Raw genomic sequence first — 15,022 nt, forward strand, 5'->3', positions numbered from 1 at the left:
GCTGCGGCCGAGGAAGGGGACATCCGCGGCCCCGACCGGATCGCCCCGCAGCCGGCCGCGCTTGCCCGACCGGACCGCGACCGGTCACCGCGGTTCGGCCGGTTCGCGCGCACCCGGCACGAGATCGCCCCCGGTCCGCTCGAACGCGCGTGCCCGGTCGATCTCGGCGACGTTCGACGACACGCCCGTAGCGGCCCGCGACCTCGTGGCCGCGTCGACGTCCGAGCGGGCACCCGGTGCGGCGGGTACGCCCGTTCGGGCCGGCACGATCGCCGTGCACGGGCGCGCCACGGCGCGGACTCCGAGCACGGTCGGGCACACGCGCACGCCGCCCCGGGCCGGCCGCGTCCGGTACCCCCTCGATCGGTGGATCATCGCCGGTGGGCGGCACCGCGCGGGCCGAATCCGGCGCACCGCCCGCCGTCCGGTCGAACCGCCGGCCCGGCCGCCCCGACCGTCGCTCCGGGCCCTCGGGGAGGCCGCCTTCGCGCGCCCGCCCGAATCCGCCGGGGGTGATCCGCGCGCCCCCGGCCGCACCGCCGCGACCCGGCCGACCCGGGCCGGGCAAGCCATTCGTAGCGCTCGGGAGTCGTCAGGTCACGCTACGCTCGCGAAGACCCAGATCTGCACGCACGTCTTTGTGGAACGACTCAAGGCCACGTATGCCCAAGCAAACCCCAGGGCGTAAGAGCGCCACCGCGGCCGCGTCCCAGGACGGACCGGCCGTCACCGTCGAGGACGGTGGCGCTTCCAACCGCGCGCTGGAGAACCTCTGGAGCGACTTCAAGCGCTCGGGCGATCCCACCCTGCGGGAACGCCTCATCCTGAATTACTCGCCGCTCGTGAAGTACGTCGCCGGGCGCGTCGGCGTCGGCCTTCCGGCCAACGTGGACCAGGCAGACTTCGTCTCGTACGGGATGTTCGGCCTGATCGACGCGATCGAGAAGTTCGACCTCGACCGCGCGATCAAGTTCGAGACGTACGCGATCAGCCGCATCCGAGGCGCGATCATCGACGAACTGCGCGCGCTGGACTGGATCCCCCGGTCCGTGCGGCAGAAGGCCCGCGCGGTCGAACTGGCCTACGCGGGCCTGGAGGCCAAGCTCAATCGCACGCCCTCGGAGGTCGAGGTCGCCCGCGAGATGGGCATCGCGCTGGAGGACCTGCACGCGATCTTCAGCCAGCTCTCGCTGATCAATGTGATGGCCCTGGACGAACTCCTGCACACCGGGCAGGACGGCGGCGATCGGCTCAGCCTGGTGGACACGCTGGAGGACACCACCGCCGACGACCCGGTCGAGGTGGCCGAGAGCCGAGAGATGCGGCACCTGCTCGCCCGGGCGGTCAACGCGCTGCCCGAACGGGAGAAGACCGTCGTGACGCTCTACTACTTCGAGGGCCTGACCCTGTCCCAGATCGGCCAGGTGCTCGGAGTCACCGAGAGCCGAACCTGCCAGATCCACACCAAGGCGGTGCTCCAACTGCGCGGCAAGTTGTCCGACGCGCGGTGAAGGTTCCCCCGTTGTTCGCGGCCCGGCCTTCGTCGAATGTCGGTGCGATTCCTTAATGTGGACAAGTGGACAGCAATACGGCAGGCACGACAGGACTTCCCGCGTCTCGGCCCGGGGCAAAGGATCGAACCCGACAGGGCCACTACGGCTTCGAGGACCTCGCCCGCTGGGTTCCCGAACCCAACAAGCGGCCCGGGCGCACGGCGTTCGAGCGCGACCGGGCTCGGGTGCTGCACTCGGCCGCGCTGCGCCGACTCGCGGGCAAGACCCAGGTCGTGGTCCCCGGCGAGACCGCCGCCGCAGGCCAGGACAGCCCGCGCACCCGGCTCACCCACTCGCTCGAATGCGCCCAGATCGGCCGTGAGCTGGGCCAGGCCCTGGGCTGCGACCCCGACCTGGTGGAGACCGCGTGCCTGGCCCACGACCTCGGCCACCCGCCGTTCGGCCACAACGGCGAACGTGCCCTCGACGAGGCGGCCAAGACCTGCGGCGGCTTCGAGGGCAACGCACAGAGCCTGCGCCTGCTCACCCGGCTCGAACCCAAGACGTTCGGCCCCGACGGCCGCAGCGTGGGCCTGAACCTGACCCGCGCCGGCTTGGACGCGGTGCTCAAGTACCCGTGGCCGCGCCGCCGGGACACACATTCCTACGGTGCCTACGACGACGACCGGGCCGTCTTCGACTGGGTGCGTGCCGACGCCGACCCGAACCGCCGTTGCCTGGAGGCCCAGGTGATGGACTGGTCCGACGACGTCGCCTACTCGGTGCACGACCTGGAGGACGCGGTGCAATCGCACCGGCTCGACCTGGTTCGGCTGCGCGACCCGGGCGAACGGCGCGAGCTGCTCGACCTCACCGTGCGCCGCTACCGCCCCGACTGCGCGGCCGACGAACTCGGCGAGGCGCTGGACCGATTGCTCGCGCTCGACTTCTGGCCGGTGGGCTACGACGGCTCGCGCCGGGCCCAGGCCCGGCTCAAGAACGCCACCAGCGGCCTGATCGGCCGCTTCTGCCTGGCCGCCGAACACGCCACCCGCGAGCTGTACGGCACCGACCCGGTCACCCGCTACGCCGCCGACCTGATCGTCCCGCGCGACATCCGCCTCGAATGCGCCGTGCTCAAGGCGGTCACCGCGCGCTACGTGATGGCCCGCGAGGGTGCCGACCGGCTGCGCGAGCGCCAGCGCGCGGTGATCACCGAGCTGGTCGAACTGCTCGTGGCCGGCGGCCCCGAGGTCCTGGACGCGTCGCTGCGCGAGGACTGGGACCGGGCAGCCGACGACGCGGCCCGGCTGCGGGTGGTCGTGGACCAGGTGGCCTCGCTCACCGACCGCGCCGCGATCACCCTGCACGCCGCGCTGAGCTCGCGGTGAGCCGCCCGGCCGCCGCCGACGCGCACCGCGCGGACCCGTAGACTCGACGATCGTGGCCGGCCGTATCCGTGAGGAAGACGTCAGGCGGGTCCGCGAGACGGCACGCATCGCGGAGATCGCCGAACAACATCTGCAACTGCGCAACGCGGGCGGAGGAAACTTCAAGGGGCTGTGCCCCTTCCACGACGAGAAGTCCCCGTCCTTCCAGGTCAGCCCGGCGAAGAACCTCTGGTACTGCTTCGGCTGCGGCGAAGGCGGCGACGTTCTCGACTTCGTCATGCGCCTGGACCACACCACGTTCTCGGAGACCGTGGAGCGGCTGGCGCAGCAGTACGGCATCGAGCTGCGCTACGAGGAGGGCGGCTACACGCCGGGCCGCCAGCAGGGCCGACGCACCCGCCTGGTCGAGGCGCACAAGATCGCCGCGCGCTGGTTCGCCGATCAGCTCGGCAGCCCCGAGGCGGAGACCGCCCGCCAGTTCCTCGCCGACCGCGGCTTCGAGCAGGACGCCGCCGAACGGTTCGCGCTCGGCTACGCGCCCAAGGGTTGGGAGAACCTGGTCCGCTTCCTGCGCGGCAAGGGCTTCACCCCGCAGGAGATGCTCGAGGGCGGCCTGGCCAGCGAGGGCCGCAACGGCCCGATGGACCGCTTCCGGGGCCGGTTGATCTGGCCCATCCGCGACATCACCGGCGACGTGATCGGCTTCGGCGCGCGCAAGCTCTACGACGACGACAACGGCCCCAAATACCTGAACACCCCCGAGACCCCGATCTACAAGAAGTCCCAGGTGCTGTACGGCCTGGACCTGGCCAAGAAGGAGATCGCCAAGTCCGGCCGGGCGGTCATCGTCGAAGGCTACACCGACGTGATGGCCTGCCACCTCGCCGGCGCGGGCACCGCGATCGCCACGTGCGGCACCTCCTTCGGCGACGAGCACATCAAGGTGCTGCGTCGGCTGCTGATGGACTCCGGCGAGTTCCGCGGCGAGGTGATCTTCACCTTCGACGGCGACGCGGCGGGCCAAAAGGCCGCGCTGCGGGCATTCGAGGAGGACCAGAAGTTCGTCACCCGCACCTTCGTCGCGGTCGAGCCGGGCGGCCTGGACCCGTGCGACCTGCGGCTCGAGCAGGGCGACGAGGCCGTGCTCGGCCTGATCGACGCACGCGTCCCGCTCTTCGAGTTCGCCATCAAGTCCCGGATCGAGGGCCACGACCTGTCCACCGCCGAGGGCCGGGTGGCCGCTCTGGACGCGGCCGCGCCGGTCATCGCGGGCATCAAGGACCAAGCCCTGCGGCACACCTACGCGGTCCGGCTCGACTCGATGCTCGGCTTCCTGGACGAGAGATTCGTGGTCGCCCGGGTCGCCCAGGTCAACCGGTGGCAGCGCGAGCGCGCCGCACGCGGCGAGCGGGGCACTCAGCAGGGCCAGGTCCCGGCGCAGCCCGGCCGGCAACCGCAGGCCCCGCAGCGACCGGCCGGCTTCCGGCCCGATCCGCGCGACATGTGCCAGGCCGTGCAACGCGAGGTGCTCAAGCTCGCGTTGCAGGCTCCCGCGTTGGTGGCGCCGGCGTTCGACCACTACGAGGTCGACGAGTTCACCGCGCCGCCGTACGCGGCCGTGCGCGCGGCGATCGCTGTCGCCGGCGGCGTGTGCTGCGAGCTCGCGCAGACCCCGAACTGGGTCGCCGAGGTGCGCACGGCCGCACCCGACGACACCGTCCGGCACATGGTCACCGAACTCGCCGTGGAGAGCCTGCACCGCACCGCCGACCCGGACCGGGCCTACGCCGACGGCAACCTGGTCCGGCTGCGGGTGTTCTCCGCCGAACGCCGGATCGCGGACGCCAAGTCCCGCCTGCTGCGCATCGATCCGGTCCGCGACGCGGACGAATACGCGCTGGTCTGGCAGGAGCTGACCACCCTGGAGACGTACAAGCGCGCCCTGCTCGACCGAGGCGCCGAGGCGCTGTACGCCCCCGGCGGCTGACCCGACGGCGGGAAACCGACCCCGCCCGGTCCGGCCACGTCGGTGTGCCCCAGCCGCCGCCGGCCGGCGAGAATTCCGCGCCGGACTCTCGGCTACAGGCCCCCTCGTACAGCAGACTGGGGAAGGTGCATCGGCACACCAGAGGGGGGAAAACGCCCGGCGGTGACCCCACCCACACGGATCGGACGGATGAGCCTGAACCGGGCCCGGCCACCGTCCTCACGGAGCACGCCACCCCAGGAACCGCGCCACCCACACCATCCGCGCCGGCCGCGGCCGAAGGCGTCGAACGACCGGCCGCCGACGGCGAACCCGAGGACGCCCCGCGCACGGTGGAGTCCGGCGGCTCGTCCGCCGACCTGCTGCGCCAATACCTGCGCGAGATCGGCCGGGTGCCGCTGCTGAGCGCCGCGGACGAGGTCGACCTGGCCCGTCGGGTCGAGGCCGGCCTGTTCGCCGAGGAACGCCTGCTCGGCGACCCGCCCACCGACCCCGCCGTCCACGACGCGCTGGCCACCCTGGTCCGCGACGGAGAACGGGCCAAGCGCCGCCTGATCGAGGCAAACCTGCGCCTGGTGGTCTCGATCGCCAAGCGCTACATCGGGCGCGGCCTGGGCCTGCTCGACCTGGTCCAGGAGGGCAACCTGGGCCTGATCCGGGCGGTGGAGAAGTTCGACTACACCCGTGGCTACAAGTTCTCCACCTACGCGACATGGTGGATCCGCCAGGCGATGAGCCGGGCGCTGGCCGACCAGGCCCGCACCATCCGGGTCCCGGTCCACGTGGTCGAACTGATCAACCGGGTCATCCGGGTGCAGCGCCGACTGCTCCAGGAACGCGGCGAGGAGCCCACCGCCAAGGACGTCGGCGAGGTGCTCGACCTGACCGCCGAGCGGGTCACCGAGATCCTGCGACTGGCCCAGGAGCCGGTGTCCCTGCACACTCCGGTCGGCGAGGACGAGGTGCTGCTCGGTGACATCGTCGAGGACACCGACGCGACCTCCCCGGCCGAGGCCGCCGCCTCCCTGATGTTGCGCGAACACCTGGAGGCACTGCTGTCCACGCTGGGCGACCGCGAGCGCCGGGTGGTGCAACTGCGTTACGGGCTCGCCGACGGCGAACCGCACACCCTGGAGGAGATCGGCCGGGTCTTCGGGGTGACCCGCGAGCGCATACGCCAGATCGAGTCGCGCACCCTGTCCCGACTCCGCGAGCGGTCCTACTCGGAGCAACTGCGGGGATATCTCGACTGATCCCTACCGTTCCGGTGTCCTGGTGCTGTCAGAATTCGCCCATGCCGACAAGCCCGACACCCACCCTCGTCGCCGGGGTGCACTGCTCAGCGCGCCAGGTGCGCATCCTCGTCTGCGACGCCGCGACCGGTACGCCCCTGCGCCAGGGGCGCGCCGCGTACGCCGAGGGCGCCGCGACCACGCCCGGCGCGTGGCTGCGGGCGTTCGGCGAGGCCGCGGCGGGTGGCCTCCTCGACGGCGTGGCGGCGATCTCGGTGGCCGCGCAGAACCACGGCGCGGTCCCGCTGGACGCACAGGGTGTGGTCCTGGGGCATCCGCTGCCCGCGGACGACCCCGGCGCCTCCGGAGCCGCCGCGGACCTGGTGGACGCGCTCGGCGGGAAGGCCGCGTGGACCGCGGCGACCGGCGCGGTGCCGGGTTCGTCGTCGGCGATCGCCCAACTGCGCCGATTCGCCCGCTTCGAACCGGATGCGGTGGCCCGGATCGCCTCCGTGCTGCTGCCGCACGACTGGGTTACCTGGCAACTGCTCGGCTGTCCGCCCGACCCGGTCACCGACCGCGCGGACGCCTCCACCACCGGCTACTACGCCACCACGGGCGAGTGGCGTGAGGACCTGCTGCACCTGGCCATCGGTCGGGTGCCGCGCACACCGATCGTGCTGGCGCCGGGCGGCGCCGCCGGGCACACCCCCGAAGGGGTGCTGGTCTCGGCCGGCACCGGCGCCGAGGCGGCGCTGGCGCTGGGCGCGGGCCTGTCCGACGGCGACGTGGTGGTCGCGATCGGCACCACCGGCACCGCGTTCGCGCAGCACCCGGTGTCGGTGGCCGATCCCACCGGCGTGGTCGCCTTCCACGCCGACGCCACCGGGCGCCACCTGCCGCTGACCCGCACCCTCAACGCGGCCCGGGTGCTGCGCGGAACCGCGTCGATGCTGGGGCTGGACGCCGACGAGTTCGACCGGGTCGCGCTGGAGTGCACGCCCGGCGCGTGCGGACTGGTCCTGCTGCCCTACCTCGACGGCGAGCGGCTCCCCGACCTGCCGCACGCGGCGGGCACGCTCACCGGGCTGCGCCAGGAGAGCATGACCCCGGCGGCGCTCGCGCGAGCCTCGGTGGAGGGGATGTTGTGCGGTATCTCGGACGCGCTGGACGTGCTGCGCGACCGGGACGTGGCGGTGGACCGGGTGATCCTGGTCGGTCCCGGTGCCCGCTCGGCCGCGGTGTCCGCGGTCGCGCCGGCCCTGCTCGGGCTGCCCACCGCGGTGCCCGCGGCGCCGCTCGCCGGACGCTACGTGGCCCAGGGCGCGGCAAGACAGGCCGCATGGGCGCTGTTCGGGGCGCTGCCGGCGTGGTCCTCGGGAGTGGGCACCTTCCTGGAACCCGCCGAGGAGGAACTCGCGCTCGGCGACGCGGTCCGGGCGCAGTATCGCGAGGTGCGCGATCGGCTGCACCCGGGCGCGGTAGCGCCGCCGCGCGAGGGCGTGGAGCTGGGTGGACGTCACCGCAGGGGGTGACCGGGCCACGGACGCCGCCGTCGACGGGTGGGCCGATGTCCGGCCCACCCGGTCGACGCCGCCGACCGTGGGTGCTCGAAACCTCCACGGGCTGCCAGGTGCCGCCGAGAGCCCTGTCCGCAGCCCGTCCACAGGCCGCTGCGGGCCGCTACAGACCCTGTCCGTAGCGCGAGGTCGTCACCGACGTGCCGTTCTTGCCGAACCGGTCCGGCAGGTGCCGTCCCACCCGCTCGGGCAGGTGGTCCCCGATGGCCCGACCGGCCTTGACGCCGGCCTCGCGGCCGAGTCCGGCCGCCGCGTGCCCGGCCTTGCGAGCGGGCGGGCTGCCCGCCACCGTGCCGGACAACTTCCGAATCTGCTCGTACCGCTCGCGCCCGGCCTTCGTCCCCAGGACGTAGCCGATGGCGAGGCCGGTGACGAAGGTGAGCTTGTTGATCATGATGTCCTCCGCGGTCGTGTGTCCCGCCCGTGCACGTCAGCGCCTACCCGGGCGCGGTGCGTGGGCAACCTGTGAGGTCCTACCGGAAAAACCCTGGTGCGGGCCACCCCCGGGAATGCGCTAATGTATTCCACGCAGCGACCGCCAAACGGTCCGACGCAATCCCGCATAGCTCAATTGGCAGAGCAGCCGGCTGTTAACCGGCAGGTTATTGGTTCGAGTCCAATTGCGGGAGCCTTCACAAGCGCCCGCCGGGTCATCCGGCGGGCGCTCGTGCGTTGCGCATCGATGCCGGCTCACTCGCTCCCGGAACGAGCCCAGAACTCCCGCCACGAGGCCCACGCCTGCGGCAGCTGGGCGTCCGTGATCATCGGGTTGTTCGGGAAGTGGAACCGGTCGGGCACGGACAGCGGGTGCTCCAGGACGTCCGCCGCGTAGAACACCCGGGGCTTGCGACTGCGGAAGTACCACCGCCCGTCTCGCCGTTCGTAGCGGTCCAGGTACTGCATCGGCATCACCACCCACAGGTCCCCCACCTCGTGTTCGGGGCGGCAGTAGACCACGCCGGTGGCGTGGTCCTCGTCCACCGGATCGATCACGTGGTTCCCGATCAGGTGAAACGTGATCCCGTACGGACGCAGTACCGGGTCGAACCACCGGGCCAGCGCGTCCCGGCCGACGCCGCCGTCACCCGTGCGCACGTCGTCCACGAACAGCGCGGCCAGCGCCGGCACGTCCCGACTGTCCAGCGCGAGCGCGTAGCGGGCGGCGAGTTGGCGGATCTGCTCGTGTGCCTCCAGGCGATCGAGCCGGGCGGTGATCGGGTCGGACATGCTGCCTCCGTAAGCTGACGGTCAGTCAGATATCACCGTGTCAGATGACCGGCCGAGGCGACGCCCCGGGTCGGCCGATCCGGGCACCCACCCGTGGGGAGCGTCGCATGGTCAACGTCGGCATCTACCTGGACCTGCGCAATCCGGTCGAGTGGCGGCAGGACTGGTCCCGGCTGTACGCCTTCACCCTGGAGCTGTGCGAGGAGGCGGATCGGCTGGGGGTGCACTCGATCTGGACCACCGAGCACCACGGCTTCGAGGACGGCTACCTCAGCCAGCCGCTCACCCTGGCCGCCGCGATCGCCGCCCGCACCCGGCGGGCCCGGATCGGCACCGGCGTCACCATCGCGCCGCTGCGCCACCCGGCGCACCTGGCCGAGGAGGCCGCGATCGTGGACCTGATCGGCGGCGGCCGGCTGGAACTGGGCATCGGCACCGGATACCGGCAGCCCGAGTACGACCTCTTCGACCGGACCGAGTCGCTCAGGACCCGGTTCGCGGCAACCGACGCGAGCGCCCGCGAGATCCGCCGGCTGTGGGAGAGCGGGACCATCACGCCGTCGCCGGTCCAGCGCCGGCCGCGGATCTGGCTCGGCTACCAGGGGCCGCAGGGCGCGCGCCGGGCCGGGCTGCTCGGTGAATCACTGCTCACCGCGAACCCGGCGATGGCCGCGCCCTACCTGGACGGACTGCGCGAGGCGGGCCACGACCCGGCGGCCGCCCGGATGGCGGGCCTGCTGAACGGTTGGATCACCGAGGACCCCGAACGGGACTGGCCGGTGGTCTCCCGGCACCTCGCGCACCAGTGGGACGGCTATCACCGGTACGCGGTCGAGGGCACCGACGCGCCGCCGCCGCGTCCGATCGACCCGGACCGGTGGCGGGCGCGGGGACTGTCCGCCGCGCCCGGCCACTTCCTGCACGCGACGCCCGAGGAGGCGGCGCGGGAGATTCGGGCGTACGTGGCCGATACGCCGATCGAGACGGTGTGGTTCTTCGCTTCGCTCAGCGGCATGGGCGAGGAGATGGTGCGCACCCATGTGACCACGCTGTGCTCGCGGTTGGCGCCGCTGCTGGCCTGACCGGCGGTCCGGCCGCCGCCGCCGGGCGAGCGGTTACGGCAGGATCACCGTCTTGCCGCGGGCGCCGCCCAGGCGGCTGCGGGCGATGGCGCCGGCAGCGTCGGTCAGCGGCAGACGAGCCTCGATCGGCACGGTGATCCGGTGTGCGCGCAGCTCGTCGGCGAGCCGGTCGTACAGCTCTGCCGTGGAGCGCTGGTTGTGGTTGATCGCCTCGACCCCACGACCGGCGAGTTCCTGCGGGTCGGCGACGAACTGGGTGGACAGGGCCACTCCGCCGTCCCGGATCAGCCGGGCGTACGCGGCGAAGTCGGTCGCGTCGGAGACCAGGTCGACGAGCGCGTCCACGCCGTCGGGATAGTCCGAGCGCACCCGATCCACGACGATGCCACCGGTCGCGTCGTAGGTCTTGGCCGCGCCGAGCGCACCCATCCCGGCCGCGCCGACGCCCCGGGTGACCGCGAGCACCCGGGCGTCGCGGGCCGCCGCGAGCTGGGTCACGAAGGTGCCCACGCCACCGGCCGCGCCGACCAGGAGGATGGTCTGATCGGCCCGGATGCCGCCCGCCTCGAGCAGGCCGAGCGCGGTGCCGGCGGCGGTGGGCAACGCGGCGGCCTGGGCCGGGTCCAGGCCGGCGGCCGAGGCCACCAGGCCGGCCGCGGGCACGGTCAGGAATTCGGCGTACGCGCCCACCGCGCCCACGGGTGCGCGCAGTACCGAGCCGAACACCCGGTCGCCGACCGAGAATTGCGCCGCGTCCGCACCGCGGTCGACCACGGTGCCGGCGAAGTCCATCCCGAGCACGAGCGGGAACGTGTGTTCCATGGACGTGGCGAGCATGCCGTCCGCGACCTTCCAGTCGAACGGGTTGACGGCCGCCGCGGCGACCTCGACCAGCAGTTCATCCCTGCCGGGTGTCGGTTTCGCCACGTCGACGACCTTGGGGTCGCCTCCGAACTCGTTCACGGCGACGGCGCGCATGGTGTTCTCCTCGCACAAGTGACGGATGACCGGGATCACCCGAGTGACCGCGCGCGAGGCGTCGTAAACGACCGGCGGCCCGGGCCGGGGTGGACGTGATCGCGGTGCCGCGCACGACGACGGGACTCGGTACGGCGCTCGGCACACCACGGCCGGACGCCGGCGCATGTCGTGAAGCAGGCCGGCGCGGTGGAGCGAGCGAGTGTGCGAATCGCGACGGTCGCCCCAGCGACCGCGGGCGTGGCGGGCGCCGGCCCCGCCGAGACCCGGCGGCGGGATGCGAACACTTTCGGGCAGGAAGAGACCACGCTCGCGAGGATCCCCCCGGGCGATGGTCGTGCCTGACCGGTTATGCTGCCTCAGGTTGTCCGGCAGCGGACGGCGAGGGGCGGTAGCTCAGCTGGTTAGAGCAGGGGACTCATAATCCTCTGGCCGTGGGTTCGAGTCCCACCCGCCCCACCTATTCAGGTCGGCGTCGCGCAGTGTGCTTCCTGTGTTGTGTCTCGGTCGGCTGCTTTCGTCAGTAAGCTTCGTCGCTGTGTGTGGCTGGGCGACTCTTTTCCGTAGTCAAGTGAGAGCTTAGCGGGCCTCCCGGGGGTTCCGGGAGGCAAATCACTCGTACGGGCTATCCCCATGTGTATCCCTGGCGGGACGTCACCTCCGCGAGCGTGCGCTGACCGGCCACGCTGGGGTGGAACCAGTCCCAGTGGCTGACGTCGTTCTTGCCGAATCGTTGGGTGTTCACCACACCGCCGTCGTAGCGGCAGTTGGACCAGGTCGAACACACCTCGCGCAGCTTCGCGTTGTAGGCGGTCACCCGATCACGCACCCGCTGTCGACGGTCCAACGCGGCGGGCTTGGCCGACTGCGGGTCCTCGAGTATCGACTGGCACACGTTCGCCACCGACCACACCGTGCGGGCCAACATCTCGTCGTGGCCCGTCTCCCACATCCGGCCCAGGTCCGGCACGCTGACCACGAGCACGCGCGTGTGCGGCAGTCCCTCGCGCAACACGTGCAGCGCGTCGCGGAACTGGCTCTCGAACGTGCCCGGCGAGGTCATCTCGGCCTCGGTGCGGCGGCACGCGTCGTTGGCGCCCATCAGGATCGTCACGTAGTCGGCCCGCTCTCGGACCGCCTCGCGGGCCTGACCGGCCAGATCCGACATCCGGGCGCCGGTCTCGGCGTTGTTGAACACCGCGTCCGCGGGCAGCCCCAGCCGCTTGGCGTGACTGTTCACATCGGCCGAGGTGCCGGTGGCCCACGACTTCTCCGGGCAGTCCTGCAGCGGCGAGCACGAGTCGAAGCCGCGGGTGATCGAGTCACCCAGGGCCGCCATCGAGCGCGGCCGAGGTGGTGTGGTCGCGGTCGCCGGCGCATCCGGAGTCGGGATCAGGGCCTTCGAGTTGGGCTGTTCGGCCGCGCTCGGGTTGCCGGGCTTCCCGGTTTGCCTCCCGCTCGACTCGGCCGCCTGGTTGGCCCCGACCGCGGCCGGCGCGGCACTCTTTCCGCCGTCCGAGTCCTTACAGGAGGACAGCGTCAACAACGCTGCGACCATCGTTGCGGTTGCCGCCCCTACTCGTCGTTTCCCACCCACGCCGCCCCCTCCGACCCCTAGCATCGACACGACGATGTCCATCGACGGTACGTCACTCCTTCGTGTGAAGGCCGACATTGCCGGGAGTGGCGCCGTCGGCGGCCGGGCACGTTGAGTGCAGTGGCTCACCATTCCGAGACGGTGAGTAACGAATTGTTCCTTCACATCGGACAATTGCCCACATGTGATTACGGACAGCAACTGGTGCCTGTGGTACATCCGTGGTCTGTGGGGCACAATGGAAGACCGGGATCCGAACAGGCAGCCCGAGACAAGGGTTGAGGCCGCTGGGGAAGGCGAACCTCGTCCTTGAAGCCTGGAGGTCCCGGTGACGACACGTGGAGTTCTGTACGTGCACTCCGCGCCGCGTGCGCTGTGCCCGCACGTCGAGTGGGCCGCAGCGGGCGTTCTTGGCGTGCGCGTGAGTCTTGACTGGGTCCGCCAGCCGGTGGCGCCCGGCATGTTGCGGGCCGAACTGTCCTGGCAGGGCGCGCCCGGTACTGCGTCGCGCCTTGCCTCGGCGCTGCGCGGGTGGCACCTGTTGCGTTTCGAGGCCACGGAGGAGCCCTCGGCCAACGCCGAGGGGGAGCGCTACAGCAACACCCCCGACCTCGGCATCTTCCATGCGGTCACGGGGGCGCACGGCGACATCCTGATCCCCGAGGATCGACTGCGCGCGGTGCTCGGCCGTGCGGCGCGCGGCGAGGTCGATCTGCGCTCCGAGGTGGAGAAGCTGCTCGGCAAGCCGTGGGACGACGAGTTGGAGCCCTTCCGCTACGCGGGGGAGGGCACGCCGGTGCGCTGGTTGCACCAGGTGGTCTGAGGGTGGCCGGCGAGTCGGCGGCGGCCGGAGCCGCCGGGGAGAAGACATACGTATAGACATACCGACGCGAGGGGCCCCTCCGGATCATCCCGGAGGGGCCCCTCGCGTCTCCGCCTTCGGACCTATCAGGGCCCGCGGGAGTACTGGTGCCGAGTGCGGTCCTAGAGCGGGATGTTGCCGTGCGCGCCGCGGGTCCGCGGGGCGGCGGCGATCGCCTTCGCGATCGCGATCCGGCTTTCGTCCGGGTCGATCACCTCGTCCACGACGCCGATCTCGATCGCCCGGTCCAAGCCGCCCGCGACCTTCTCGTGTTCGGCCGCCAGTTCCGACTCGACCTGCGGCTTCAGCTCGTCCGGAACCTCGGCGAGCCGGCGGCGGTGCAGGATGCGCACGGCGGCGACCGCGCCCATCACCGCGACCTCGGCGGTCGGCCAGGCCAACACCCGAGTCGCGCCCAGCGAGCGCGAGTTCATCGCGATGTACGCGCCGCCGTACGCCTTGCGCGTGACCATGGTCACGCGCGGCACGACGCACTCGCCGAACGCGTGCAGCAGCTTCGCGCCGCGGCGCACCACGCCGTCCCACTCCTGGCCCACGCCGGGCAGATAGCCGGGCACGTCCACGACCACCACGAGTGGCACGCCGAACGCGTCGCACATGCGCACGAAGCGGGAGGCCTTCTCGGCCGACGCCGAGTCCAGGCATCCACCGAGCCGCAACGGGTTGTTCGCGACCAGGCCGACGGTGCGCCCGCCGAGCCGACCGAGCGTGGTGACGATGTTCGGTGCCCACTTGGGGTGCAGTTCCTGGCCGGGCTCGTCCAGCAGGCCGTCGACCACCGGGTGCACGTCGTAGGCACGCTTGGCCGACTCGGGCAGCAGGGCGCCCAGTTCGCGGCGGTCGAGGGTGGCCGGGTCGATCTCGCCCTGGTTGGCCAGCAGGTCGGCCAGGCCGCGGGCCCGGTCGATCGCGTCCTGTTCGGACTCGGCGACCACGTGCACGACCCCGCTGCGCCGGCCGTGCGGCTCGGGGCCGCCCAGGCGCAGCGCGTCGACGTCCTCACCGGTGACCGAGCGGACCACGTCCGGGCCGGTGACGAAGATCCGGCCTTCGGGCGCCAGGATCACGATGTCGGTCAGCGCGGGCCCGTAGGCCGCGCCGCCGGCGGCCGCGCCGAGCACGACCGAGATCTGCGGGATGCGACCCGAGGCCATGGTCATCGCGTGGAAGATCCGGCCCACCGCGTGCAGGCTGGCGACGCCCTCTTGCAGGCGGGCGCCGCCGGAGTGGAACAGCGCGATGATCGGGGCCCGCTCGGCCATCGCGCGCTCGTACGCCTCGACCACGATGGCGCAGCCCTCTTCGCCCATCGCGCCGCCTTGGACGGTGGGGTCCGACGCGTAGGCGACCACCCGGGCGCCGTTGATCGTGCCGACACAGGCGAGCGTGCCGGACGTGGTCTCGTAGGCCGAGATCTCCTCGTACGAACCCGGGTCCACCAGCTTCTTCAGCCGCAGCCTCGGGTTGCGCGGGTCGTCGTCGCGGTGCGGACGGGTGGGCCTGGCGGTGGGCGCGGGTGCGGCCTCGGTGCCGGGTCGGTTGTCCATCAAGGTCACGGCTGTCTGGTCCGTC

General features: G+C 72.1%; 12 protein-coding genes and 2 tRNA genes. 9 read left to right on the forward strand and 5 right to left on the reverse strand.

All coding sequences use genetic code 11. The annotated features are described in order from the left end of the window. The first annotated feature begins 662 nt into the window (after positions 1–662). From whiG to ABZS54_RS10965, 5 genes are all read left to right on the forward strand, one after another. Entirely contained in the window at positions 663–1,511 is an 849-nt protein-coding gene (gene whiG / locus ABZS54_RS10945; protein ID WP_020553224.1) for an RNA polymerase sigma factor WhiG, read from the forward strand. Between the two features lie 65 nt (positions 1,512–1,576). Further along, on the forward strand, positions 1,577–2,884 hold the full coding sequence (locus ABZS54_RS10950; protein WP_355533385.1) for a deoxyguanosinetriphosphate triphosphohydrolase: 1,308 nt from the start codon (positions 1,577–1,579) through the stop codon (positions 2,882–2,884). A 52-nt stretch (positions 2,885–2,936) separates the two neighbouring features. Next, a complete protein-coding gene (dnaG, locus tag ABZS54_RS10955; RefSeq protein ID WP_355533388.1) occupies positions 2,937–4,871 on the forward strand; it encodes a DNA primase in 1,935 nt (644 codons plus the stop codon). A gap of 125 nt (positions 4,872–4,996) precedes the next feature. After that, the gene (locus ABZS54_RS10960; RefSeq protein ID WP_355533391.1) at positions 4,997–6,124 is read left to right on the forward strand and encodes an RNA polymerase sigma factor; all 1,128 of its coding nucleotides are present in this window, start codon (positions 4,997–4,999) and stop codon (positions 6,122–6,124) included. A 41-nt stretch (positions 6,125–6,165) separates the two neighbouring features. After that, positions 6,166–7,638: an FGGY family carbohydrate kinase gene (locus tag ABZS54_RS10965; RefSeq protein WP_355533394.1), complete on the forward strand. Its 1,473-nt coding sequence runs from the start codon at positions 6,166–6,168 to the stop codon at positions 7,636–7,638. Between the two features lie 148 nt (positions 7,639–7,786). On the opposite strand, the gene ABZS54_RS10970 is transcribed toward ABZS54_RS10965, so the two are convergent. Further along, positions 7,787–8,077, reverse strand: coding sequence for a YtxH domain-containing protein (locus ABZS54_RS10970; RefSeq protein ID WP_355533397.1), 291 nt, complete (start codon positions 8,075–8,077; stop codon positions 7,787–7,789). 162 nt (positions 8,078–8,239) lie between these two features. Between ABZS54_RS10970 and ABZS54_RS10975 the strand changes: the two genes are divergently transcribed. Next, positions 8,240–8,312 (forward strand) — tRNA-Asn (locus ABZS54_RS10975). A gap of 61 nt (positions 8,313–8,373) precedes the next feature. On the opposite strand, the gene ABZS54_RS10980 is transcribed toward ABZS54_RS10975, so the two are convergent. Further along, positions 8,374–8,910 (reverse strand): nuclear transport factor 2 family protein, encoded by a 537-nt coding sequence (locus ABZS54_RS10980; protein ID WP_355533400.1) that lies wholly within the window; start codon positions 8,908–8,910, stop codon positions 8,374–8,376. Positions 8,911–9,017: 107 nt separating this feature from the next. Here ABZS54_RS10980 and ABZS54_RS10985 point away from each other — a divergent pair, with 107 nt between their 5' ends. Beyond that, entirely contained in the window at positions 9,018–9,992 is a 975-nt protein-coding gene (locus ABZS54_RS10985; RefSeq protein WP_355533402.1) for an LLM class flavin-dependent oxidoreductase, read from the forward strand. A 33-nt stretch (positions 9,993–10,025) separates the two neighbouring features. Here the strand turns inward: ABZS54_RS10985 and ABZS54_RS10990 are convergent, their stop codons facing one another. Beyond that, positions 10,026–10,970: an NADP-dependent oxidoreductase gene (locus ABZS54_RS10990; RefSeq protein WP_355533405.1), complete on the reverse strand. Its 945-nt coding sequence runs from the start codon at positions 10,968–10,970 to the stop codon at positions 10,026–10,028. 385 nt (positions 10,971–11,355) lie between these two features. Between ABZS54_RS10990 and ABZS54_RS10995 the strand changes: the two genes are divergently transcribed. Then, positions 11,356–11,429: transfer RNA gene (locus tag ABZS54_RS10995), tRNA-Ile, on the forward strand. A 166-nt stretch (positions 11,430–11,595) separates the two neighbouring features. Here the strand turns inward: ABZS54_RS10995 and ABZS54_RS11000 are convergent. Next, entirely contained in the window at positions 11,596–12,528 is a 933-nt protein-coding gene (locus ABZS54_RS11000) for an SGNH/GDSL hydrolase family protein (protein ID WP_355533408.1), read from the reverse strand. 367 nt (positions 12,529–12,895) lie between these two features. Between ABZS54_RS11000 and ABZS54_RS11005 the strand changes: the two genes are divergently transcribed. Further along, positions 12,896–13,390: a DUF3145 domain-containing protein gene (locus ABZS54_RS11005; protein WP_026218798.1), complete on the forward strand. Its 495-nt coding sequence runs from the start codon at positions 12,896–12,898 to the stop codon at positions 13,388–13,390. Positions 13,391–13,551: 161 nt separating this feature from the next. Here the strand turns inward: ABZS54_RS11005 and ABZS54_RS11010 are convergent, their stop codons facing one another. Continuing rightward, positions 13,552–14,997 (reverse strand): carboxyl transferase domain-containing protein, encoded by a 1,446-nt coding sequence (locus ABZS54_RS11010; RefSeq protein WP_355533467.1) that lies wholly within the window; start codon positions 14,995–14,997, stop codon positions 13,552–13,554. Positions 14,998–15,022: the final 25 nt, after the last annotated feature.

This window comes from Embleya sp. NPDC005575 (genome assembly GCF_040605455.1).
Taxonomy (GTDB): Bacteria; Actinomycetota; Actinomycetes; order Streptomycetales; family Streptomycetaceae; genus Embleya.

Coding starts and splice junctions, on each gene's coding strand:
- whiG (WP_020553224.1), top strand. CDS start 663: ATGCCCAAGCAAACCCCAGGGCGTAAGAGCGCCACCGCGGCCGCGTCC.
- ABZS54_RS10965 (WP_355533394.1), top strand. CDS start 6,166: ATGCCGACAAGCCCGACACCCACCCTCGTCGCCGGGGTGCACTGCTCA.
- ABZS54_RS10970 (WP_355533397.1), bottom strand. CDS start 8,077: ATGATCAACAAGCTCACCTTCGTCACCGGCCTCGCCATCGGCTACGTC.
- ABZS54_RS10980 (WP_355533400.1), bottom strand. CDS start 8,910: ATGTCCGACCCGATCACCGCCCGGCTCGATCGCCTGGAGGCACACGAG.
- ABZS54_RS10985 (WP_355533402.1), top strand. CDS start 9,018: ATGGTCAACGTCGGCATCTACCTGGACCTGCGCAATCCGGTCGAGTGG.
- ABZS54_RS10990 (WP_355533405.1), bottom strand. CDS start 10,970: ATGCGCGCCGTCGCCGTGAACGAGTTCGGAGGCGACCCCAAGGTCGTC.
- ABZS54_RS11000 (WP_355533408.1), bottom strand. CDS start 12,528: ATGGTCGCAGCGTTGTTGACGCTGTCCTCCTGTAAGGACTCGGACGGC.
- ABZS54_RS11010 (WP_355533467.1), bottom strand. CDS start 14,997: ATGGACAACCGACCCGGCACCGAGGCCGCACCCGCGCCCACCGCCAGG.